General features: G+C 68.5%; 24 protein-coding genes. 14 read left to right on the top strand and 10 right to left on the bottom strand.

Annotated features, from left to right (window positions below; all coding sequences use genetic code 11):
- The first annotated feature begins 22 nt into the window (after positions 1 to 22).
- The 6 genes from ACWDU1_RS03955 to ACWDU1_RS03930 all read left to right on the top strand — a co-directional run bounded on the left by ACWDU1_RS03955 (position 23) and on the right by ACWDU1_RS03930 (position 4,089).
- Positions 23 to 1,975 (top strand): vWA domain-containing protein, encoded by a 1,953-nt coding sequence (locus ACWDU1_RS03955; RefSeq protein WP_449995761.1) that lies wholly within the window; start codon positions 23 to 25, stop codon positions 1,973 to 1,975.
- A gap of 54 nt (positions 1,976 to 2,029) precedes the next feature.
- Positions 2,030 to 2,449 (top strand): TIGR03668 family PPOX class F420-dependent oxidoreductase, encoded by a 420-nt coding sequence (locus ACWDU1_RS03950; RefSeq protein WP_449995759.1) that lies wholly within the window; start codon positions 2,030 to 2,032, stop codon positions 2,447 to 2,449.
- Between the two features lie 170 nt (positions 2,450 to 2,619).
- Positions 2,620 to 2,847, top strand: coding sequence for a FitA-like ribbon-helix-helix domain-containing protein (locus ACWDU1_RS03945; RefSeq protein WP_449995757.1), 228 nt, complete (start codon positions 2,620 to 2,622; stop codon positions 2,845 to 2,847).
- A 27-nt stretch (positions 2,848 to 2,874) separates the two neighbouring features.
- Positions 2,875 to 3,102 carry a hypothetical protein gene (locus ACWDU1_RS03940; RefSeq protein ID WP_449995755.1) on the top strand — a complete coding sequence of 76 codons (228 nt, stop codon included), beginning with the start codon at positions 2,875 to 2,877 and terminating at the stop codon, positions 3,100 to 3,102.
- A 100-nt stretch (positions 3,103 to 3,202) separates the two neighbouring features.
- The gene (locus tag ACWDU1_RS03935; protein WP_449995753.1) at positions 3,203 to 3,568 is read left to right on the top strand and encodes a hypothetical protein; all 366 of its coding nucleotides are present in this window, start codon (positions 3,203 to 3,205) and stop codon (positions 3,566 to 3,568) included.
- Positions 3,569 to 3,597: 29 nt separating this feature from the next.
- Complete coding sequence (locus tag ACWDU1_RS03930; protein WP_449995752.1) at positions 3,598 to 4,089, top strand: SRPBCC family protein; 492 nt, start codon at positions 3,598 to 3,600, stop codon at positions 4,087 to 4,089.
- A 148-nt stretch (positions 4,090 to 4,237) separates the two neighbouring features.
- On the opposite strand, the gene ACWDU1_RS03925 is transcribed toward ACWDU1_RS03930, so the two are convergent.
- The 3 genes from ACWDU1_RS03925 to ACWDU1_RS03915 are packed head-to-tail and all read right to left on the bottom strand — an operon-like array spanning position 4,238 to position 5,326.
- Positions 4,238 to 4,432 (bottom strand): DUF397 domain-containing protein, encoded by a 195-nt coding sequence (locus ACWDU1_RS03925; RefSeq protein ID WP_449995750.1) that lies wholly within the window; start codon positions 4,430 to 4,432, stop codon positions 4,238 to 4,240.
- The gene (locus ACWDU1_RS03920; RefSeq protein ID WP_449995748.1) at positions 4,429 to 4,587 is read right to left on the bottom strand and encodes a hypothetical protein; all 159 of its coding nucleotides are present in this window, start codon (positions 4,585 to 4,587) and stop codon (positions 4,429 to 4,431) included. Before ACWDU1_RS03920 ends, ACWDU1_RS03925 begins: the two co-directional genes overlap by 4 nt.
- Positions 4,547 to 5,326 (bottom strand): helix-turn-helix domain-containing protein, encoded by a 780-nt coding sequence (locus ACWDU1_RS03915; protein WP_449995746.1) that lies wholly within the window; start codon positions 5,324 to 5,326, stop codon positions 4,547 to 4,549. Before ACWDU1_RS03915 ends, ACWDU1_RS03920 begins: the two co-directional genes overlap by 41 nt.
- A gap of 384 nt (positions 5,327 to 5,710) precedes the next feature.
- Here ACWDU1_RS03915 and ACWDU1_RS03910 point away from each other — a divergent pair, with 384 nt between their 5' ends.
- Positions 5,711 to 6,007 carry a hypothetical protein gene (locus ACWDU1_RS03910; protein WP_449995744.1) on the top strand — a complete coding sequence of 99 codons (297 nt, stop codon included), beginning with the start codon at positions 5,711 to 5,713 and terminating at the stop codon, positions 6,005 to 6,007.
- A gap of 89 nt (positions 6,008 to 6,096) precedes the next feature.
- On the opposite strand, the gene ACWDU1_RS03905 is transcribed toward ACWDU1_RS03910, so the two are convergent.
- Together ACWDU1_RS03905 and ACWDU1_RS03900 are read right to left on the bottom strand one after the other, a co-directional pair.
- The gene (locus ACWDU1_RS03905; protein WP_449995743.1) at positions 6,097 to 6,684 is read right to left on the bottom strand and encodes a TerD family protein; all 588 of its coding nucleotides are present in this window, start codon (positions 6,682 to 6,684) and stop codon (positions 6,097 to 6,099) included.
- 52 nt (positions 6,685 to 6,736) lie between these two features.
- Positions 6,737 to 7,258 carry a MarR family winged helix-turn-helix transcriptional regulator gene (locus ACWDU1_RS03900; protein ID WP_449995741.1) on the bottom strand — a complete coding sequence of 174 codons (522 nt, stop codon included), beginning with the start codon at positions 7,256 to 7,258 and terminating at the stop codon, positions 6,737 to 6,739.
- Positions 7,259 to 7,325: 67 nt separating this feature from the next.
- Here ACWDU1_RS03900 and ACWDU1_RS03895 point away from each other — a divergent pair, with 67 nt between their 5' ends.
- The 4 genes from ACWDU1_RS03895 to ACWDU1_RS03880 all read left to right on the top strand — a co-directional run bounded on the left by ACWDU1_RS03895 (position 7,326) and on the right by ACWDU1_RS03880 (position 11,610).
- Entirely contained in the window at positions 7,326 to 8,768 is a 1,443-nt protein-coding gene (locus ACWDU1_RS03895) for an MFS transporter (RefSeq protein WP_449995796.1), read from the top strand.
- Positions 8,769 to 8,882: 114 nt separating this feature from the next.
- A complete protein-coding gene (locus ACWDU1_RS03890; RefSeq protein ID WP_449995739.1) occupies positions 8,883 to 9,491 on the top strand; it encodes a CHAP domain-containing protein in 609 nt (202 codons plus the stop codon).
- A gap of 70 nt (positions 9,492 to 9,561) precedes the next feature.
- Positions 9,562 to 10,737 (top strand): hypothetical protein, encoded by a 1,176-nt coding sequence (locus tag ACWDU1_RS03885; RefSeq protein WP_449995737.1) that lies wholly within the window; start codon positions 9,562 to 9,564, stop codon positions 10,735 to 10,737.
- Positions 10,738 to 10,893: 156 nt separating this feature from the next.
- Positions 10,894 to 11,610 (top strand): DUF1906 domain-containing protein, encoded by a 717-nt coding sequence (locus ACWDU1_RS03880; protein ID WP_449995735.1) that lies wholly within the window; start codon positions 10,894 to 10,896, stop codon positions 11,608 to 11,610.
- Between the two features lie 13 nt (positions 11,611 to 11,623).
- On the opposite strand, the gene ACWDU1_RS03875 is transcribed toward ACWDU1_RS03880, so the two are convergent.
- Genes ACWDU1_RS03875 through typA form a run of 4 tightly spaced genes read right to left on the bottom strand, consistent with a single transcriptional unit; the run spans position 11,624 to position 16,716 of the window.
- Positions 11,624 to 12,046, bottom strand: coding sequence for a hypothetical protein (locus tag ACWDU1_RS03875; RefSeq protein WP_449995733.1), 423 nt, complete (start codon positions 12,044 to 12,046; stop codon positions 11,624 to 11,626).
- A 55-nt stretch (positions 12,047 to 12,101) separates the two neighbouring features.
- Positions 12,102 to 12,992: an N-acetyl-1-D-myo-inositol-2-amino-2-deoxy-alpha-D-glucopyranoside deacetylase gene (mshB, locus tag ACWDU1_RS03870; RefSeq protein ID WP_449995731.1), complete on the bottom strand. Its 891-nt coding sequence runs from the start codon at positions 12,990 to 12,992 to the stop codon at positions 12,102 to 12,104.
- Complete coding sequence (locus ACWDU1_RS03865; protein ID WP_449995795.1) at positions 12,989 to 14,764, bottom strand: ABC transporter family substrate-binding protein; 1,776 nt, start codon at positions 14,762 to 14,764, stop codon at positions 12,989 to 12,991. Before ACWDU1_RS03865 ends, mshB begins: the two co-directional genes overlap by 4 nt.
- Before the next feature lie 53 nt (positions 14,765 to 14,817).
- Positions 14,818 to 16,716, bottom strand: a complete 1,899-nt coding sequence (typA, locus tag ACWDU1_RS03860) for a translational GTPase TypA (protein ID WP_449995729.1) — start codon at positions 16,714 to 16,716, stop codon at positions 14,818 to 14,820.
- A 148-nt stretch (positions 16,717 to 16,864) separates the two neighbouring features.
- Between typA and ACWDU1_RS03855 the strand changes: the two genes are divergently transcribed.
- A complete protein-coding gene (locus ACWDU1_RS03855; protein WP_449995728.1) occupies positions 16,865 to 17,041 on the top strand; it encodes a hypothetical protein in 177 nt (58 codons plus the stop codon).
- 47 nt (positions 17,042 to 17,088) lie between these two features.
- The gene (locus ACWDU1_RS03850; protein ID WP_449995726.1) at positions 17,089 to 17,376 is read left to right on the top strand and encodes a 4a-hydroxytetrahydrobiopterin dehydratase; all 288 of its coding nucleotides are present in this window, start codon (positions 17,089 to 17,091) and stop codon (positions 17,374 to 17,376) included.
- Here the strand turns inward: ACWDU1_RS03850 and ACWDU1_RS03845 are convergent.
- Positions 17,324 to 18,487, bottom strand: a complete 1,164-nt coding sequence (locus ACWDU1_RS03845) for a mannosyltransferase (protein WP_449995794.1) — start codon at positions 18,485 to 18,487, stop codon at positions 17,324 to 17,326. The two genes, ACWDU1_RS03850 and ACWDU1_RS03845, sit on opposite strands and share 53 nt — an antisense overlap.
- Before the next feature lie 507 nt (positions 18,488 to 18,994).
- Here ACWDU1_RS03845 and ACWDU1_RS03840 point away from each other — a divergent pair.
- The gene (locus ACWDU1_RS03840; protein ID WP_449995724.1) at positions 18,995 to 19,783 is read left to right on the top strand and encodes an Rv1157c family protein; all 789 of its coding nucleotides are present in this window, start codon (positions 18,995 to 18,997) and stop codon (positions 19,781 to 19,783) included.
- Positions 19,784 to 20,115 lie beyond the last annotated feature (332 nt).

Raw genomic sequence — 20,115 nt, 5'->3', positions numbered from 1 at the left:
CCGCCCGGATGGAAGAGGCGTGATGACAGCGGGCGACCGATACTCCTACGGCCCCTACCACGACGGGCCGGATCCGCTGGCGCCCCCGCTCGATCTGCGGGAGGCGCTGGCCGATATCGGGCGCGAGGTGATGGAGGGCTCCTCGCCGCGGTCCGCGCTGGAGGAATTGCTGCGCCGCGGCACCAAGGATCTGGCGGGCCTGGAGGAACTGACCCGCCGGCTCTGGCAGCGGCGGGCCGAGATCTCCCGGTCGCACCGGCTCGACGGCACCCTGCAGCAGGTCCGTGAACTGCTGGATCAGGCCCTGGAAGCCGAACGCCGCGCGCTGTTCCCGGACCCCTCCGACGACGCCCGCTTCGCCGAAATGCGATTGGACGCACTGCCCGCGGGCACCGCGGGCGCGGTGAGCGAGCTGAGCGAATACGACTGGCGTTCGGAGACCGGCCGCGAGAACTATCAGAAGATCCGCGACCTGCTGGGCGAGGAACTACTCGAATCCCGTTTCCAGGGCATGAAACAGGCGCTGCAGAACGCCACCCCGCAAGATGCGGAGCGGGTCCGGCGAATGATGTCGGACCTCAACGAACTGCTCGCCGCGCACGCCCGCGGCGAGGACACCGAACAGCGGTTCGCCGAGTTCATGGCCGAGCACGGCCAGTTCTTCCCCGAGAACCCGCGTGATACCGAGGAACTGATCGATACGCTGGCCGCCCGCGCCGCGGCGGCCCAGCGGATGATGAACTCGATGTCGGAGGAACAGCGCGCGGAACTGAACGAGCTGATGGGGCAGGCGTTCGGAGATCCGGCCCTCGCGCGCCAGATCGCCGACCTCGACGCGAACCTGCGCGCACTGCGGCCGGGCCAGGACTGGGAATCGGGGCGGCGATTCCGCGGCGAGGACCCGCTCGGGATGGGCGAGGCGGTCGAAGCGATGCAGAACCTCGGTGAACTCGACGAACTCGCCGCCCAGCTCGCGCAGTCCTATCCCGGAGCGCGGCTGGAGGATATCGACCTGGAGATGCTGGAACGCCAGCTCGGCGCGGATGCCCGGGTGGATGCCGCGCGGCTGGCGGAACTGGAACGTGAACTGCGCCGCCAGGGCCTGTTCGAGCGAGCACCCGACGGATCCCTGCGGCTGACCCCCAAAGCGCTGCGGCGGCTCGGCGAAGTGGCGCTGCGGGATATCGTCGGGCAGTTGCGGTCCCGGAAAGGTCAGCGGGAGACGGCACTGGCCGGTGCGGCGGGTGAACCCACCGGCGCGAGCCGGCCGTGGGCGTTCGGCGATACCGAACCGTGGGACGTGTCCCGGACCGTGCGCAACGCCGTATTGCGGTCGGCGTCCACCGGAAGCCGGACGGTCACCCTGGATGTCGCGGATGTGGAGATCGCCGAAACCGAGCAGCGGTCCCGGGCGGCGGTGGCGCTCTGCGTCGACACCTCGTGGTCGATGGTGCAGGACGGGCGCTGGGTGCCGATGAAACGCACCGCGCTCGCACTGCAACACCTGATCAGCACCCGTTTCCGCTCCGACGCGCTGAGCCTCATCACCTTCGGCCGGCACGCCGGAACCGTGGAGATCGGCGAACTGACCGCGCTGGAACCGGTCTGGGAACAGGGCACCAACCTGCATCACGCGCTACTGCTGGCCGGACGGCATCTGCGCCGCCACCCCGACGCGGTTCCGGTGGTACTGGTGGTCACCGACGGTGAGCCCACCGCGCATCTGGAAGCCGACGGCACCGCATACTTCAACTGGCCGCCGGATCGCCGCACCCTGGCCATGACCATGGTGCAGGTGGATTCGCTGGCCAAACTCGGCGCCCCGATCTCGGTGTTCATGCTCGGCGAGGAACCACGACTGGCGGCTTTCGTGGATCTGGTGGCCCGGCGCAGCGGCGGCCGGGTGGTGGCGCCCGACCTGGACGGGCTGGGCGCGGCGGTGGTCAGCGACTATCTGCGAGGGCGGCGGCGCTGAGCCGTACGGCGGCAGCGGAATCGGCGATCCGGAAAGGGACGGCGAGGAGAACAGATGCGGTTGAACGAGCGGGCGGCGCGAACCCGGTTCGCCGAGTCCCGAGTGGCCAGGCTGGCCACCGTCACCGCCGAGGGGCGGCCGCATCTCGTCCCCATCGTTTTCGCTGTTGCCGGCAACACCATCTACACAGCCGTGGACGCGAAGCCGAAATCCACCACGGCACTGCGCCGGCTCGCGAATATCACCGCGAACCCGGAGGTCGCCGTCCTGGCTGATTTCTACGACGAGGACTGGACGCACCTGTGGTGGGTGCGTGCCGAGGCTGTCGCCGGGATCGTGACGGGTGACCAGGCACGCACCGGTCTCGAAGAGCTGACCGCGCGGTATCCGGTGTACCGGGAACAGCGGCCGCCGGGGCCGGTGCTCGCGCTGGAGGTCACCCGCTGGTCCGGGTGGTCGGCCGGGCCCGACTGACCGGTCCGGTGGCTTCGCCGGTCGGCGGATTCCGCACATCTGGTCGGCGCCGATCTCGACCGGCTACCTCACCTGCGAGGAGCTGGCCGGGCGCGCGTATATGCCCCACTATTGACCGCAATGGAGTCATTGACGCCAATGGCGTCAATATCGAGAGGTGGTGGACCGCTATGGCGAGACCGACCGTCCGCGACCTACCGGACGACGTACGTGAGCGACTGCGCCAGCGTGCGGCCGTCAACGGCCGAAGCGCCGAGGCCGAAGTGCGAGCGATTCTCACCGACGCGGTTGCGCCCGCGCTGCCCGATGATCTCGAGATCGGCTCTCTGCTGGTCGAGATCGGGCGCGACTTCGAACTCACCGACGAGGAATACGAGCTGATCAACGCCCGAGACTGACGACGCACCACCCTTGGAATTCGATCGGTGATTGTTCTCGACACCAAGGTCATTTCCGAGACCATGCTGGCTTTCGATATAGCCGACGCCCACGTCTACGCAGAACTCATGGCAACCGCTCGCGCTGCCGGAATCACCATCGGGCGCTCCCACGGCTACATCGCTGCCGCCGCCGAGGCCGCCGGGATGAGCATCGCCACCCGGGACGCCGCATTCGAGGCTACGGGCGTACCCGTCATAAATCCTTGGCAATAAGCCATGGCCACCACCGGGCCTGCCGGAACACCATGTCACGTCGATGAGCCGGCTCGGCAAACCGATAGCCGGATCCACGGACCCGCACTAGCATCGCGCGGTGACGAAAGAACATCGGCGCCGAGTACTCACAGTGGGTGAGCAGCAGTACCTCTGGAAGACCTATCACCGGCACGTGGACGGCTGCGAGGAAATCCTGCGGCTACGCCCGCGCGGGTCGGTGGCAGGCCTGACGCTGGTCTTTCGTCCCGACGGGCAGCGCCGTGTCCCCGACGGCTGGGGCTCTGGGGCCGGTGATATCCGGATCGGTGACCGGGTGCTGAACCTGAACATGCCCGGCGTGGTCCGGGCGTTCATCGACGCGGCCGTCGCCGCGGGCTGGATGGTCGAGGCGCGCACAGTCGGCCGCCGCGATGGCTGGGGCCTGTTCGACGATGCATACGAGATGATCAACGCCTGGAAGTAACGGCACTCGGGAACCCGGAGGACTCCGCCATGAAGTACACCGTCTCGATCGAGATCGCCCTGCCGCGGGAGCGGGTGGTCCAATTGCTCGCCGACCCGGCACAGACGCCGAAGTGGCTGCGGGGACTGGTGCTGCACGAGCCGCTGAGTGGCGTGCACGGGGAGGTCGGCACCACCTCGCGGGTCGTGCTGCGGACAGGGAAGCGGACGGCCGAGTGCACCGAGAAGATCACGCGCCGCGAACCGGCAGACCTGCACGAGATCCCGACGGAAAGCGTCGTTCACTTCGACCGTGAGATCGTCGCCGAGGGCATGTGGAGCGCGGTGCGCGACCGGTTCACCGAAGCCGGGCCGGAGACGACGCTCTGGGTGAGCGATAACGAGTACCGGTTCAAGGGCTTGCCGATGCGCGTGCTGGGGCTCCTGGTGCCCAGCGCCTTCCGCAAGCAGTCGCTACAGCACATGCAGGACTTCAAGGAGTTCGCTGAGCAGGGCACGGATATCCGCGAAGCGCAGGGCTGATCTGCCCGCGGGCGTCGGCAGGCTCGCGACCGCGGAACCCGCGTCGGCCGCCGCGATGGCTGGGACCTGTTCGATGATGCCTACGCCAGGAATACCAGTGGGCACTCGGTACTCCACAGCCCGGCCACGCAGTGAGGGGCAGAGTTTTCTATGTTCGAGGTCGGCCGGTGCCGAGGAATGCGTCCCACTCGGCCGGTGTGAATACCAGGGCGGGACCTGTCGGGTCCTTGGAGTCGCGCACCGCGACCACGCCACCATCGAGGTGAGCGACTTCCACGCAATCGGCCCCGCCCTGGCTGTAGCGCGACTTGAACCATTGGGCTCCGGATAAATCAACGCTCACGGGGCGAAACTCCTAGCGATCTCTCTCAACAGGTCGCGGCTCGGCCGGGCGGCTGGTCCTGCCGCTTGCAGGGTGGCGAAAGCCTCGCGAAATCGGAGCACATCCGCCCGCCCTTCAAGGTACACACTCCCTGTGTAGTTTTCGCTGTATACCACCGGAGGTTGGGTCACCCTGCCCAGCGCGTCCGTGCCGAAGTCCAGGACCGTGAAGGGCGGAAGCGCCGCCCCCCAAAGGGACCCCGGCATCAAAGGGCAGTATCTGTACCTCGACATTCGGCAGAGTGCCGATATCGGCCAAGTGCCGTAGCTGGGTGGCCATCACACGCCGACCACCCACCACGGTTCTCAGCACGGACTCGTGCAGAACGAATGATGCGGTGGTCGGCTGGCGGGTCCGGGTGAGAATGTGCTGGCGCCGCGCTCGGACCTGCACCCGGCGCTCCAATTCTTCGTCGCTGTCTTCCGCGAAATAGCGCCGATCGATGGATCGTGTGTAATCCGCCGTTTGCAGAATGCCGGGGATCAGCAAGGGTTGGTAGACAGCCAGTTCCTTTGCTCCGGCCTCCAATCCGACATAGAGGTTGAACCACGACGGGATCAGGTGCCCGTAGGCATGCCACCAGGATTTGGCCGGTGCCTGCTCCGCGAGCCCCTTGACCACTGCTGCTCGATCGTCGTCGAGCCCGTAGCTCTCGCACAATGCAAGGACATCGCGTACCCGGACTCGCTCGGTCAGCCCGCGTTCCAGTCGGCTCAGTGTCGACTTGTTCCACTCCATCAACGAGGCAGCCTGCTCCAAGGTCATCCCCGACCCCTCCCGCGCCTCCTTGAGATAGCGGCCCAACTGTCGGCGCGGCAGCGTCCCGCCGACCTCGAGTGACCGATCCTCCTTCATGCGTTCCCCTCCCCGTTGCGTGACAAGACGATTGCTTGTTGCAGAACGCGCCGATCATAGAATGTGTTGCACAACACGGCATGGCGATTCGATGGAATCCCGCTGACCAGCATTTTCCGGCTGCGGTGGATAGCGCCTGGGCTGCAGTCTCATAGCGAACCGATCCGACCGAACTCGACCCTGAACTCTCGGAGGTGCCGTGATGTCTGCCGTTCCGCCCCTGAGCCATAGCGCCGTGCCGACCCTGACCGTTCACCACGCACACCGGATCATGCAGGAGCACATCGACTGCCCGATAACGGTGTGCCGATTGAAGTCTCAGGCCAAGTCTGTCCTGGTGGACCACGATCGACTGGTCCCGGCGGACCGCCCGCAGTTCGGGTTGTGAGTGCCGTGGACATGGACAGCGCGCTGCGCGAACTCGAGATCGGCGTGATCCAGGATGTGATCGACGCCGTGGATGCCCAACTGGACGGCGCGCCGAATCTCGCGGTGCGCAGGTCCAAGGTCTATGCCGCCGTCCTCTACGCCCTCATGGCCGACGCCGCGGAATCCGGTCACTTCGGTTCCGGGATGCCGGCCCACTCGTCACTGCTGGACCCGATTCTGTCCGGCGACGAGAGCCCGGATCACGGCGCACTGATCTTTGCCACGCTGGTGGGCCTGAATGCGCTGGAATGATCGTGGAAACGGGTGGGCGCGCCTGCCCCGGCCTGTAGCGATCGGCGGGGTGGCGCGTCACCCGTTCCCGGCGGGACCACGCTCTGCGGTTACTGGCCGCCCATGGCGAAACGCAGCAGGGCCTGCTTATCGCCCTGCTTGATCTTGCCCTTGCGGTTGAGCACCTCGAGCTGCCAGACGTCGCCGTTGCGGAACGTCCGGGCGACCGCGTTGGCGTTGTCGGCGCCCAGCAGCGACGGCCAGATATCGGCGACCTGCTGGCTGCTGCCGCCGGAGGCGTCGTAGACCTTGAACGAGATATTGTTCGCCTTCTCGAACGAGCTGCCCTTCTTGAAGGCCGCCGCGACGAAGATGATCGAGTCGATACCGCCGGGGATATCGGCGAAGGTGACGTGCACGGTCTCGTCGTCACCGGCGGCCGCGCCGGTCTGCTCGTCACCGGAGTGCAGCACCGAGTTGTTGCCCAGCGGGTCCAGTGAGTCGAGCCCGGCGAAGCGGACCGGTTCGCTGCCCTGCATGAGGATGGCGATGAGGTCCAGGTCCACCCCCTTCTTGCGGCGAGCCCAGCCGAGCGCACCACCACTGGCGCCCGCGGAGGGATCCCAGCTGACACCGACACTCAGCTTGGTGATCCCCGCGAGATCCGCTGCGCCGTCTTCTTTTTTGAGCGTGATCATGGCTCAACGGTACCGGCACCCGGAGAACACCGGGTGACCGGCGAGTATGCCGTTATCCGCGAGGCGGATTCGCGGGATGCAGCGGCCGCGGCCAGGGGTGCCGGGCGAGGCCTTCGACGCCCTCGTTGAACTGCTCGAGCAGCCGGACCAACTGGTCGACCTCGCTATCGGGCCAATCCGTGAGAACCCTGTCCACCCCGTGGCGTTGCAGGGCGAGATCGGCTTCGAACAGCCGCAGGCCCTTCTCGCTGGGACGGACCTTGCGCGCCACTCCGCCGTCGGGGTCGGGCACTCGTTCCACCAGGTCCTGGTCCAGCATGGCGGCGACCTGCCGGTTGATGGTCGATACGTCCAGACCGAACGCCTCGGCGAGTTCGCGCAGCGATAGCGGGTGCCCGAGTTGCAGCCGGGTGAGGATCAGATAGGCGGATCTATCCAGCTGGAACGGCGAATTCCGGCGCGGGGCCGGATATTGCCTGGACAGCAGGGTCAGTTCCAGGACGAGCCGCGCCAGGACGGCAGGGTCGCGGCGGTCCGCCGCGGTCACGGCGGGCGAGGCAGCCGAATCGGACATTCGGACACTATGTCGCCTGATTCGCCCGATTACAAATTGTGCAGGATACACAGGGTATGTAACGTGCATAAGCGTGACTGCCGTAGCCGACGACCCCTCCAGATCCGAGGAAAGGGATCGTCCGGCGGTATCACCCACGTTGCTGATCGCCACCCTGAGCACCATCGGCATCGTGGTCTCGCTCATGCAGACCCTGGTCGTCCCGCTGATCCCGAGCCTGCCCACCCTCCTGAATACCTCGGCCACCAACGCCTCCTGGGTGATCACGGTGACACTGCTCGCCTCGGCGGTGTGCACGCCGATCAGCGGCCGGCTCGGGGATATGTTCGGCAAACGCCGGATTCTGCTGCTGGACCTGCTGGCGATGATCGCCGGTTCGGTCCTGTGCGCGATGTCGTCCTCGCTGATCCCCTCGGTCGCGGGGCGGGCGCTGCAGGGGGTGGCCATCGGCGCCATCCCGCTGGGGATCAGCATTCTGCGCGACGAACTGCCGCCTGAACGGGTGGGTTCGGCGATGGCGGTCATGAGTTCCACCCTCGGTGTCGGCGGGGCGATCGGATTGCCGCTGGCCGCGCTGATCGCCGAGAACGCCGATTGGCACGTCCTGTTCTGGGCGGCCGCCGGGATGGGCGCGGCCGGTGCCGTGCTGATCTTCCGGTTCGTCCCGGAATCGTCTATCCGCACGCCCGCGCCCTTCGACTTCGGCGGCGCCGCGGGCCTGGCGACCGCGCTGCTGGCCCTGCTCATCGCGATCACCCAGGGTGCGCAGTGGGGATGGACGAGCACCTCGATTCTGACCCTGTTCGCGGTCTCGATCCTGGTGTTCCTCGGCTGGGGCTACTACGAGCTGCGCCGGCGGCATCCGCTGGTCGATCTCCGCGTTTCCGCGCGCCCCCGGGTGCTGTTCACCAATATCGCCTCGATCGCGGTCGGATTCGCGCTCTACGGGATGTCGCTGACCTTCCCGCAACTGCTGATGGCTCCGGAGGAAAGCGGCTACGGTCTGGGGCTCTCCATGGTCGCGGCCGGTCTCGCGCTGGCACCGGGCGGTTTCGTCATGATGCTGCTCTCGCCGGTCTCGGCCCGGATCTCGGCCCGTTTCAGCCCGAAACTGACGCTGGGCGCCGGGTCGGCGGTGATCGGTATCGGCTACCTGTGCGCTTCCGCGCTGATGGACAACGTCTGGCAGATCATGATCGCCTCGATCCTGGTCACGGGCGGTGTCGGACTCGCCTACGCGGCGATGCCCGCGCTGATCATGGGCGCGGTGCCGATCACCGAGACCGCTGCCGCCAACGGCCTGAACGCGCTGATGCGATCGGTGGGCACCTCCACCTCGGCGGCGGTGATGAGCGCGGTCCTGGCCAATATGACCATCACTCTGGGCGGCCATCAGCTGCCGTCGCGCGACGCCTTCCACACCGCCTTCCTGATCTCGGTGACCGCCGCGGTCGTGGCCATCGCCCTCACGGCGGTGATCCCGATGCGCACCGATCGGGCGGATCGATAACACTTCCCCGCCACCGCGCCATAACCATCCGGTGGCCACACGGTCCGGTCGGCGGGCATGCCGCGCCGAAGACCGGCCACCGGATCGAGGTGGCCGGTTGTCCAGGAGGGACAGATGCGAAAACGGGTGGTAGCAGAGGTGCGGCGGGACGCGCGGCGATGGCTGGTCGCGGCGGTAGCGGTGCTGGTGGCGGTGGGCGCGGTGGGTGCGTGCGGATGGTCCGGTTCCGGCGACGGGCTGGTGGGGGAGCGGCTCACCGAGTTCCCCGCGATCGACCGGTCCGTACTCACTCCCGCGCAGGTCGCCGTGGTGGCCGCCGCCGAGGCGGAATTCGCCGACCCGGGTAGCGGCACCGACTATTCCGAAGGCAACGACGAACCCTGGTGCGCGAACTTCGTGAGCTGGGTGCTGCGCGCGGCCGGTATGCCGCTGGCCAATCCCAACTCCGGATCCTGGCGGATCCCCGGGGTGTACACGCTGCAGGAGTATTACGAGAGCCAGGGCCGGTTCGTCGCGTTCGATCCGGACTACCGGCCGGCCACCGGCGATGTGATCCTCTACGGGCCGGGCAGCCGGTATGGGCAGCATACGAATATCGTGCTGGCCGCCGAGGGCACCACGGTCACCACCATCGGCGGCAACGAGGGCGATATCGTGCGCATCGAACGCTGGGAACCGGCTACCGTCCCCGATATCGATATCGTCGGTTACGGCCGGTTGTAGCGCCGCGCAGACGACTGTGCGGACCCGAAACCTCGATCGCGTACCGTGATCTCCGGCGGTGGAGGTGAAGGTGTCACAGCGACTCGTGGAATCGATCGAATCGGTCGATCCGGAGTGGATCGACTACGCCGAATTCGGCAGGAGGTTCGTCACCCACGCGGTGACCGAATCGCGGATCGAGGCGGCCGTCGCCGGGATCACCGGCCGCGAACTCGCGATCGGCCCCTTCAACCTGGGCCCCGCCGGCCTCGCCGGATTCCTGGCCCGCGGGCGGATCGGGCGGCCGGAGGTGGTGCACCGCGGTCCGCGGATCACCTTCGGTGTCCGGATACCGGTCTCGCTGGCCGCCAAGATCCTGCTCGGCGGTAAACGGCTCGGCCTGGAAACCGTGGTCTCCATCGACCTCACCTTCCACGCCCGCACCGCCGACCCGCTGCTCGTGGTCATCGATATTCCGCAGGTCCGCCGCGCCGATGTGCAGGTCCTGCTGCGGCTGGCCGCGGCGGATTCGGTGGCCGAATGGATGCTCGACCCGATCTCGGGGCTGCTGCAGCGTGAGGTCGCCAACCGAGTGAACGCCCTGCTGCGCGATCCCGGGGTGATGCGCAGCCGCATCTACGATATCGAGGCCATCATGGCCCGGGAGCGGTCCCCGTATCGCACCCACACCCGGTTCGACTGGATCGACTACGCCGAATTCGGCCGCCGTTTCTTCCCGCGCATCGTCACCCGGGAGCGGGTCGGTGAATTCGCCGCCCAGCTGGCCGGACGGCAGATCCAGATCGGGCCGATGCGAACCGGGCCGCGCGCGGCGGCCGAGGTGACCGTGCGCGGCGCGGTGGCCGAACCGCGGATCAGCGACCGTCCGGCCGACGATCCCGCCGGCGATCCGCCGGGCGACAGCGATATCGCCCTCGTACGATTCGACCTGGTGGTGCCGGTTTCGCTGGATATCACCGTCAATGTCCTCAAGGACAACCACTACCGGGCCGAGGTGGAGATTCCGCTGGTCCTCACCGCCCATGCCGCCGATCCGCTGCTCATCGTGGTCGAGGTCGATCCGCCTTCGCGCGACGACGTCCGGCTCGAATACGCGGCCCAGGGGGTGCGGGCGGCCACGCTGGGTGTCCTCGCCGGAATCAAGAAGCAGATCGTCGCCCAGGTGGTACGTGTGGTCCGCGCCGAACTGGCCGACCCCGCCGGGCGGACCGTGGACGTGGCGGCCCGGATCGACCGTTTGCTCTGACCTCCCGCGACGGCGCGGCGGACTCCCGCGCGGCAGCACGGGATCGGGCGTTCACTGTGATGCAATGACCTGACGTTCGAGGCTCCCGGCGCGCCGGTTCGCATGGGGAAGGCGCCGGGCCCGCTGTTTCCGTTCACATATGTGAAGGAGTCCGCGATGGTCTCATCTCTGTCCCGCCGGGCCCTGTTCGGTCACACCGCCGCCGCGGTGGCGGCCGGTGCGGCGGCCGCGGCGCTGGGAAGTGCGCGTGCCGCGGCCGCGCCACTGGGGACGCTGCTCGACTACGCGGGCGGTATCCCGTCGGCGGCGGCGATCCGCGACGCGGGCCATATCGGTGTCATCCGGTACGTGTCCGACCGCCGGCCGGGCGCGGAGTGGATGACCGGGAAACCGCTGGGAGCGGGCGAAGTCGACGCGCTTCGGGCGGCCGGGCTGTCGATCGTGTCCTGCTACCAGTTCGGCAAAGGCCCCACCGCGGACTGGCGCGGCGGACTCGAGGCCGGAAAGCGCCACGCGGCACGCGGTCTGGAACTGCACCGGGCGGCCGGCGGCCCGGAGAACCGGCCCATCTACGCCTCCATCGACGACAACCCCACCCCGATCGACTTCGCGACCATGATCCTGCCCTATCTGCACGGCTGGCAGTCGGTGCTGGGCCGGGAGAACACCGGTGTCTACGCCAACGCGCCCACCATCGAACTGGCCCGTCTGGCGGGCGTGGGCGGCTGGTTCTGGCAGCACGACTGGGGCACCCCCGCCGGTTTCGTGCACCCGGCCGCGAATCTGCACCAGTTCGAGATCGACGACCGGACGGTCGACGGGGTGGGGGTGGATGTGAACAACATCCTCACCGCGCACTACGGCGCCTGGTGACCGGTTCGCGTCCTCAGGTCCGCGGCCGGTTCGCCAGTACATACATATAGACCAGCGGGGCCACCGCGCCGCACAGGAACAGCAGCAGGGTCGCCAGATCGCTGCGCAGCGGGACATCGCCGCCCGGTCCGCTGCTCGCGGCCACCAGGAAGGCCGCCAGCCAGGCCCCGACCGGCAGGAACAACACCGACAGCCGGGAGGTCACGGTGCCCGCCGCCCACACCAGCGCCAGATTCACCGGCGCGGCCAGTACCGCGGTGACCGGTACCGCGACGCCGCCTATATACAACGGCAGGTACAGCACCTCGACGATCAGCGTGAGCACCGCGACCAGGACCAGCACGGCGATCAGCACCGGGCCCAGCAGGCGGTACACGAGAGCCTCGGGCCCCGTGGCGGGCTCCGCGCCGACCTTGTCGTCGGTGGCGCTGGTCATCGGGACTCCCAGAGCTGCATTCCGCCGAGTCTATTCGTCCGGGCGCCGTGGCCCGTCATTCCAGACCGGCGAACAGGTCGTCCTCGCGGCCGTCCGGGCCGCGGGTGCCGATCCGGCCGCGGGCCAGCACGAAATGCTCTTCGGGCAGGATCGGCTGCGCGATCATATTGGTCAGCGCGAATTCCCGGCCCGACGGCGATACGGTGAGCTGGGTGGCGTGCGCGCGCAACGCGTCCCGTTTGGCGGTGAGCGCGTCCGCGACATCGAGGGTCGTGGTCACCGAAGCGCCGGGGACACAGGCCAGCTCGTCGTCCACCGCGAGCCGCCAGCCCTGCGGCAGGGCCCCGGGCAGTGCGTCGACGGTGCGCCGGGCCAGCGCCCGCAGGTGGTCGTGCAGGATATCCGCGTCGGTCACGGTCCAATAGAACTTGGGCGTGTCCCAGCCGCGCCCGGCCGCCGCGGTCACGGCCGCCGTGGTCACCTCGTGGGCACGAATATGGTCCGGATGCCCGTACCCGCCGTGCGGGTCGTAGGTCACCACCACCCGTGGTCGCCGGGCCAGGATCACCTCGGTGAGTTCGGCCACGGCGGCGTCACCGGAATTGACGAAAGCGCGCGGGTGCCGGGCGGCGGGGGTGCCGGCCATCCCGGAATCACGCCAGCGCCCGGCGCCGCCCAGGAAGTACGGCGATCCCGCGTCGAGTTCGGCCAGCGCGCGGGTGAGTTCGGCGATCCGGTAGCCGCCGAGCTGATCGGCGCGGTCGGCCGTCAGCCCGGCCCACTGTTCGCCGACGACCTCGCCTTCTTCGCCGAGCGTGCAGGTCACCACCGTCACCGGTACTCCGCGCCGCCGGTAGTGGGCGATGGTGCCGCCGGTGGTGATGGTCTCGTCGTCGGGATGGGCGTGCACCAGCAGCAGCCCGCCGGTCTCGACGGCGGCGGTCACGGTAGCCGCCGCCACATGGCCGCGTCGCCGAAGATCCCCGCCTGGATCGCGCCGCTGAGCGAGGCCCCGTCCACCGACGGGCCCGCCGCGGCGACCACGTTGTCCTGCACGATCGGCAGCACCGTGGATTCGCCCCACAGCCGGGGTTCGGCCTCGGCCAGGGTCCGGGGTACCTCTATGCCGTGCAACGCGCCGTCGATCGCCGGCTGGAAATCCGGCTGGCAGATACCGGACAGATTGCTCGGAGCCTGCCGGGCCGCTTCCACGGCTGCGGGGACCTCGGTTTCCTCGCCGTCGGCGGTGGTCGCGGCCGGCGCCGCCGGCGGGCAACCGTACCGGGAGGCCAGCGCGGTCGCCGGATCGCCGCCGGTCGCCTCCCAGCCGACCACGGCGTCGATACCGCTGTCCACGAGCTCTTTCCCGTACAGCTCGTCGGCGGGCAGATTACGGACCGAGGCGTCGATACCGGCGCTGCGCAACTGGTCGGCCGCGGTGTTCGCGACCGCCAGCGCGGTATCGTCGCCGGTCACCGCGCCGATCCGCAGCGCCAGCGGCTCCCCGTTGCGGGCCAGTGAACGCGGTCGCGGGGCGGGCGAGGTCGCCGAGACGGGCGGTGGTTCGGGGGACCGGCCGAATCCGGCGGTCGCCAGTAGATCGAACGCCTGCTCGGCGGACAGGCGCGGCGGTTCGGTGGGGGTGTAGCCGGGGTCGGAGGGGGAGAGCACCTGGGCGCGTACCGGTTCCACCCAGTTCCCGGTCTGCGCGCCCACCGTGGCCAGCAGCGCCGGATCGAGCAGCGCGAGCACGGCGGTCCGGACGCGGTGATCGCTCAGCACGCCGTCGCGGCCGTTCAACGTCACACGCAGCTGCCGGGACTGCGGCATGATCGCGGTGCGCACCGAGGGGATCGCCGCCAGCTGGGCCCGGGTGGCGACGCCGCCGTGCACCAGTGCCATCTGGGTATCGCCGGTGCGCAGCGAATCGGCGAGCTGGGAGGGGGTGCCGCCGCGGCGCAGCAGGATCTGGTCGGGCCGGGCCGGGGTGCCCCAGAACCGGTCGTTACGTTCCAGCAGGATCTCGTCCCGGCCGGGATCGGCGGATTCGATGGTGAAGTTGCCGCCCGAGACCGGGATCTGCTCCACCAGGGTCCGCTGGAAACCGCCCGGGGAATCCTTCATCAGATGCGAGGGCAGCAGATTCGCGAACAGCTGCGGCCAGGCCGGATAGGGCTCGTTCAGCACCACGGTGACCGTTTTGCCGCCGTTGGACGATCGCACCTCGGTGATCTGCCGATAGCCGGCCGGGTCGATCACCCCGGGCTGGGTGATCATCTGCTGCCACAGATACCAGAAGTCCTCGGCCGCGATCGGCGCCCCGTCCGACCAGTTGGCCTGGTCCTTCAGCTTGTAGGTGACCGTGAACGGCGCCTGCGCCGTCACCGTCGCCGATTCCAGCAGATCGTTGTCGGGCACCCACAGGGTGGCGCCGGGCACCGCCGGATCGGGTGTCGGGCGGAACGGGCTGGGCAGCACCATCGCCGCCACCGCCGCCGTCGCCGGGGACTGATTGGACCGCAGGTGCGGATTGAACCCGATCCCGATGTCGTCGATCGCCACCACGACCGTGTTCTTGGTCGGTTGCGCCGGTTCGGTCTTCGGACTGTCCGTACTGGCGATGGGCGGCGGCGGATCGGCGGTGCATCCGGCCAGCACCGGAACGAGCACCGCCACGAGCACAAGCAGCGCGCGCCGTACCGCGCGCCTCCCCGAAATCACCTTCGGCACTCTACCCAAACCCGCGCCGCCCCGTCCGGCGGCGAAACCGCTTACAGCGCGGCCCGGTCGCGGGCCTTGCGGCGCGACAGTTCCCGGGCCCGCTCGGTGGCGCCCAGGGTGACCTTGCGCACCCGCACGACCTCCGGCGTCACCTCGACGCATTCGTCGGCCGCGCAGAACTCCATGGCCATTTCCAGGTCCAGCTGCAGCGGTTTGGCCAGCGTCTCCATCACATCGGCGGTGGAGGAGCGCATATTGGTGAGCTTCTTCTCCTTGGTCACGTTGATATCGAGATCCTCGGCGCGCGGGTTGATCCCGACCACCATGCCCTCGTAGGTCTCCGCGCCGGGCTCGACGAAGAACTGACCGCGATCGGAGAGCTGGATCATGGCGAACGGGGTGACGCTGCCGGACCGGTCGGAGACCAGCGAACCGGTGTGCCGGGCCCGGATCTCACCGGCCCACGGCGCGTAACCGTGGGAGACGGCGTTGGCGATTCCGGTGCCGCGGGTCTCGGTGAGGAAGTCGGTGCGGAAGCCGATCAGGCCGCGCGACGGGACGATGAACTCCATCCGCACCCAGCCCGCGGCGTGGTTGTTCATCTGCACCATCTTGCCCTTGCGGGCGGCCAGCAGCTGGGTGATGGCGCCCAGGTACTCGTCCGGGCAGTCGATGGTGAGCTCCTCGTAGGGCTCGTGCACCTTGCCGTCGACCTGCCGGGTCACCACCTGCGGTTTGCCGACGGTGAGCTCGAAACCCTCGCGCCGCATCTGCTCGACCAGGATGGCCAGCGCCAGTTCACCGCGGCCCTGTACCTCCCAGGCGTCCGGGCGGCCGATATCGAGCACCCGCAGCGAGACATTGCCGACCAGCTCCTGGTCCAGGCGCGATTTCACCATGCGGGCGGTGAGCTTGTGGCCCTGCACCCGGCCGACCAGCGGCGAGGTGTTGGTGCCGATGACCACCGAGATGGCCGGTTCGTCCACGGTGATGCGGGGCAGCGCGACCGGGTTGTCCGGGTCGGCGAGCGTATCGCCGATCATGATGTCGGTGATACCGGCGACGGCGACGATATCGCCGGCCACCGCGACCTCACCCGGCTGCCGTTCCACGCCGATGGTCTGCAGCAGTTCGGTGATCTTGACGTTCTTGACCCCGTCGGCGTGCATCCACGCGACGTTCTGGCCCTTGCGCAGTTCGCCGTTGTGGATGCGCACCAGCGCCAGCCGCCCCAGGAAGGCGGAGGCGTCGAGGTTGGTGACATGGGCCTGCAGCGGCGCGGTCGCATCGCCCTTGGGGGCGGGGATGTTCTCGAACAGCACGTCGAACAGTGCGTCGAGGTTCTCCGCGTTCGGCACCTCGCCGTTCTGCGGCTGCTCCTTGGACGCCTTGCCCGCACGACCGGAGGCATAGAGGACGGGCAGGTCCAGGGCGAGTTCGGCGGCCTCGGCGGCGTCGTCGTCGAGGTCGGAGGCCAGGTCCAGCAGCAGGTCGTGGCTTTCCTCGACGACCTCGGCGATACGGGCGTCGGGACGGTCGGTCTTGTTGACCACCAGGATCACCGGCAGGCAGGCGGCCAGCGCCTTGCGCAGCACGAACCGGGTCTGCGGCAGCGGGCCCTCGGAGGCGTCGACGAGCAGCACCACGCCGTCGACCATGGACAGGCCGCGTTCCACCTCGCCGCCGAAATCGGCGTGGCCCGGCGTATCGATCACATTGATGACGGTGACGGAGCCGTCGGGATGGTGCCGGTGCACGGCGGTGTTCTTGGCGAGAATGGTGATGCCCTTCTCGCGCTCCAGGTCGCCGGAGTCCATCACCCGGTCGACCGGTTCGGACCGTTCGGCGAAGGCGCCGGACTGCCGCAGCATGGCGTCGACGAGCGTCGTCTTACCGTGGTCGACGTGGGCCACGATGGCGACGTTGCGAAAATCGCGTGCAGACGACACGCCGGTTCCTCCTGCTGTTAACTGTTGCTTGCGGCCGGACCCTGCCCCGGGCGGATTCGAAACTCGCCGGGCATCTGGGCCGGTTACACCCTACCGGGAACGTGGTGGGCCGTCGGCGCCGCCCATAGGTAAGGGTATGCTAACCCGCATGGGCAAGGTCAAGGCGAGTGAGGTTTCGAGCCTCAAGCCGAAGAAGAAGTGCTGTCGGAAGAAGACGCGCTGCGTGAAATGCCCTGTGGTCATTATGCGGATGAAGCGCCTGGAGGCCGCGGGCGCGACCGGTAAGGAACTGAAAAAGGGACTGAAGAAGGCCCGCGCCGCCTGAGCCGCGCGGTGCGTTGTAGCCGCCGCGGTTCGGGGTACCACGGCGATATGACCACTCCACTGTTGTCCGATACCGAAATCTCCGAAGCGCTGGAAACGCTGCCCGGGTGGACCCGCGCGGGTGACGTCATCAGCCGGACCGTCGAGGCGGAATCGTTTCCCGCCGGGATCGAACTCGTGCGGCGGGTCGCCGAGGCGGCCGAGGCCGCGAACCATCACCCCGATATCGATATCCGCTGGCGAAAGGTGACCTTCGCGCTGTCCACCCACTCCGCGGGCGGGCTCACGGCACAGGACGTGTCGCTGGCCCGGGAGATAGATCGGCTGGCGGGCTGACCTCCGCCGCCGTCCGGCGGCCCGCCCAGATCGTCCACCCGTACAGGGCGAGGACGCCGATCGTGTCCACCGCGCCCAGCCAGGACCAGACCCCCCAGCGGGAGATGGTCCAGATCGAATCCTGCAGGAAGGACAGCACCCAGGGGGCGCCGATCAGCGTGGTCAGCAGCCAGTAACCGGCCAGGATCCGCGCCCCCGGCACCGCCCGGAACGGACCGTAGAGCAGCCACAGCACGGCCGGCAGCAGCCAGCCCCAATGGTGCGACCAGGAGATCGGCGACACCATCAGGCCGAACAGTTGCACGATCAGCACCGTGCCCAGCAGATCGTCGCGGCGCAGCGCGCGCCAGGCGAACCAGCCCAGTACGGCGAGCACGAGCACCCCGGCGATCCACCACGGCCCGGTGCCGACATCGCTGCCCAGCAGCCGGCTCAGCGCGCCGCGCAGCGACTGGTTCCATACCGAGCCCACCGGCCCGATGCGGTCGGCGTCGCCGAGCAGGGTGCCGAAATAGCGGCGCGTCTCAGCCGGATTGATCAGGAAACTCGCCGCCACCGTGAGCCCGAAAACCGCCGCCGACCAGACCGCGGCCGCCCAGCGCCGCCGGGCCACGAAATAAAGGCCGCTGATGGCCGGGGTGAGTTTGATACCGGCGACCACGCCCACCAGCGCGCCCGACAGCCACCAGCGGGTGCTGCGCACCGCGATCATCACCCCGAGCATCAGGAAGACGTTGACCTGCCCGTAGTCGATCGTGGTGCGCACCGGTTCGAACCACAGTCCGGCCGCCGTCCACGCCACCATCGCGGTGCGCCGGCCCGGATCGTGCAGCGCCTCGGGACCCATCAGCAGTTCGAAGCAGATCCGCACCACCCAATAAAGGGCCGCCACGATCGCGAACAGCCACAGCACCGCCACGACCGTGAACGGCAGGAAATGCAGAGGGAAGAACACCACCGCCGCGAAGGGCGGATAGGTGAAGGGCAGTGGGAAGTCCGGAGTCTTCTCGGCGTAGGTGAAATCGTAGAGATGGTCGGTCAGCAGGGCCGCCGAGCCGTCGACGTAGACGTGCAGATCGACCAGGTTCATCCCGTTCGGGGTGAGCAGCATCCACAACAGGCGCGCCAGCACGCTGATCCCGAGTGCGGCCAGGGCCAGGCGAAACGGTACGAAGCCCCGAATATCGGTCCGGGCGCTGGGCTGATTCAATCCAGGAGCTTTCGAGTAGGTCCGCTCCGGCGGCCGGACCCGGTGCGGTTGCGCGCGTCGGCAGGAGTTTCCGGCTCGGACTACATTAACCCGGCGCTCCCGGGCTCCCGCGCGAGCCTCGGCAGCGGCGTGGAATACGGCTCGGGGGCGGGCCCTCCGCGACGTTCGGTAACCGTTCGGTGGTAGCTCCGGTAACCATTGAGCAACCTATCGCGACACCCGGCGGTTACCGCCTCAATTTTCACACCCGTCACTACACTTACGCCTACCGCTCGGTAGCACAGCGAATCAGGGCTCGCAATCCCGACCCCGGTGCTGTACAACGCGCGGCAGTGTCCTTAGAGTGACCCCGAAACGACGGCTTTTCAGCGTCGCCCAGATGTACCCGAGGTAAGGACGGCTAGACCAGTGCTTCGCACCCGAGGATCGCGGATCGCATTGTCCGCGCTCGCCTTCGCGGCGAGCGCCTCCCTCGTGGCGCCCGCGACAGCCGTCGCGGATCCGGCCACGGAGGCATCGGTGAGCAGCGTCCCGATGGTCCCCGAAGGGGTCCCCACCGACGTTCTCGCCGCCCTGGCCCCGGCCATTGTCAACGCGCCGGCCCCCGCCGCGCGGGATATCGCCGCGCCGGGTAGCCCGCAGGCGGCCATCCTGGCCCAGGCCCGCGCGCTTCTGGACACGGTGAATCTGCCGCCGCAGATCAAATCCACCCTGGAACGGGTCATCACCTTCCTGGACGGCAGTGGCGGTGGCGGCCCCGAGATTCCGGAGTCCGGCCCGGCGATCGCCCAGTTCCTGTACCCGACGATCGGTAAGGGCTGCATCGCCCCCTCCGGCGACTCGATCGGCACCGCGCTCGCCGTACCCGGCCCGGCGCAGCTGCCGCCCCCGGGCCCGGCCGCCGGTCAGACCGGTTTCGTGTTCACCGCCCTGGGCACCGAGCGTCCGACCGCCGAGCAGACACAGCCGCTGATGGTGCAGTGGCGCAATCTGGACACCGGCGCATCCGGGTCGCAGCCGCTGACCGACGCGGCCAAGATCAACCCGGAGGGCCCGGCCACCCTCTCGGCGATCGCCGAAACCGGAGCGGGCCGGATCGTGGCGGTCATCGGTGGCGGGCTCACCACCCAGGCCACCGAAACCGAGGTGCGCAGCTGCACCTTCGCGCCGACCATCGGGTTCTTCACCGTCGGGTAAGGCTTAGCCGTCGGATAGTGCGTAACTGCCCCGCCCCCTTGATGGGGCGGGGCAGTTGCTTTTCGGGCCCTTCTGGCGGGGGTGAGGTCGGGGTGGGGCTTCGCGAATGGTGAGGTGGAGGTGTCCCTTCGTGAAGGGTGAGTTGGGCTAACCCTTGCCGAAAAGGTGAGTTCGAGGTAGCCCTGTCGCGGAAGGTGAGTTTGGATCGGCCCCTTCGCGGAAGGTGGGTATGGACGAACCTCTCCGCGAGGGTGAGTTCGGATGTGTCCCTCCGCGAAGGGGCGGGCTGTAATTTTGGAGCGCCTCCGGCGCTCGAGGGTGGGGCCCTATTA

The sequence above is a fragment of the Nocardia sp. NPDC003345 genome, from assembly GCF_053589395.1.
The sequence above is the reverse complement of the archived record's forward strand: the minus strand, read 5'-3'. Positions and strand labels throughout refer to the sequence as shown.

What these genes read in the sequence shown, in the direction of transcription:
- ACWDU1_RS03955 (WP_449995761.1), top strand. Translation starts at nt 23, where the DNA reads ATGACAGCGGGCGACCGATACTCCTACGGCCCCTACCACGACGGGCCG.
- ACWDU1_RS03950 (WP_449995759.1), top strand. Translation starts at nt 2,030, where the DNA reads ATGCGGTTGAACGAGCGGGCGGCGCGAACCCGGTTCGCCGAGTCCCGA.
- ACWDU1_RS03945 (WP_449995757.1), top strand. Translation starts at nt 2,620, where the DNA reads ATGGCGAGACCGACCGTCCGCGACCTACCGGACGACGTACGTGAGCGA.
- ACWDU1_RS03930 (WP_449995752.1), top strand. Translation starts at nt 3,598, where the DNA reads ATGAAGTACACCGTCTCGATCGAGATCGCCCTGCCGCGGGAGCGGGTG.
- ACWDU1_RS03915 (WP_449995746.1), bottom strand. Translation starts at nt 5,326, where the DNA reads ATGAAGGAGGATCGGTCACTCGAGGTCGGCGGGACGCTGCCGCGCCGA.
- ACWDU1_RS03905 (WP_449995743.1), bottom strand. Translation starts at nt 6,684, where the DNA reads ATGATCACGCTCAAAAAAGAAGACGGCGCAGCGGATCTCGCGGGGATC.
- ACWDU1_RS03900 (WP_449995741.1), bottom strand. Translation starts at nt 7,258, where the DNA reads ATGTCCGATTCGGCTGCCTCGCCCGCCGTGACCGCGGCGGACCGCCGC.
- ACWDU1_RS03890 (WP_449995739.1), top strand. Translation starts at nt 8,883, where the DNA reads ATGCGAAAACGGGTGGTAGCAGAGGTGCGGCGGGACGCGCGGCGATGG.
- ACWDU1_RS03880 (WP_449995735.1), top strand. Translation starts at nt 10,894, where the DNA reads ATGGTCTCATCTCTGTCCCGCCGGGCCCTGTTCGGTCACACCGCCGCC.
- ACWDU1_RS03875 (WP_449995733.1), bottom strand. Translation starts at nt 12,046, where the DNA reads ATGACCAGCGCCACCGACGACAAGGTCGGCGCGGAGCCCGCCACGGGG.
- ACWDU1_RS03855 (WP_449995728.1), top strand. Translation starts at nt 16,865, where the DNA reads ATGGGCAAGGTCAAGGCGAGTGAGGTTTCGAGCCTCAAGCCGAAGAAG.
- ACWDU1_RS03850 (WP_449995726.1), top strand. Translation starts at nt 17,089, where the DNA reads ATGACCACTCCACTGTTGTCCGATACCGAAATCTCCGAAGCGCTGGAA.
- ACWDU1_RS03845 (WP_449995794.1), bottom strand. Translation starts at nt 18,487, where the DNA reads ATGCTGCTCACCCCGAACGGGATGAACCTGGTCGATCTGCACGTCTAC.